Origin of the sequence: Bacillus cereus group sp. BfR-BA-01441 (assembly GCF_022663075.1) — a bacterium.
GTDB classification, from domain to species: domain Bacteria; phylum Bacillota; class Bacilli; order Bacillales; family Bacillaceae_G; genus Bacillus_A; species Bacillus_A cereus.
In genome coordinates this window covers 1-225 of the sequence record NZ_JAKUEU010000392.1, presented here as the reverse complement: position 1 = coordinate 225, position 225 = coordinate 1, and the positions used below count along the sequence as shown (strand labels likewise).

Genomic DNA, 225 nt, shown 5'->3' with positions numbered 1-225 from the left:
TAATGTTCCTAAACCACCTGTTACTTGGCTTGAGCCATCTGCTAATTTCGTTACACCTACAGATAATGTCCCTAAACCGCCTGTTACTTGACCAGACCCATCTGCTAATTTGGATACTCCTACAGATAATGTTCCTAAACCGCCTGTTACTTGACCAGACCCATCTGCTAATTGATTTACTCCTGCAGATAATTGACCTAATCCTGCTGTCACTTTTCCAGAGCC

Annotated in this window: 1 protein-coding gene; it reads right to left on the bottom strand. The window is 43.1% G+C overall.

Translation table 11 applies throughout. The annotated features are described in order from the left end of the window. A partial coding sequence (locus MR107_RS30965; RefSeq protein ID WP_242293220.1) for a hypothetical protein occupies positions 1-225 on the bottom strand: 225 nt, incomplete at both ends.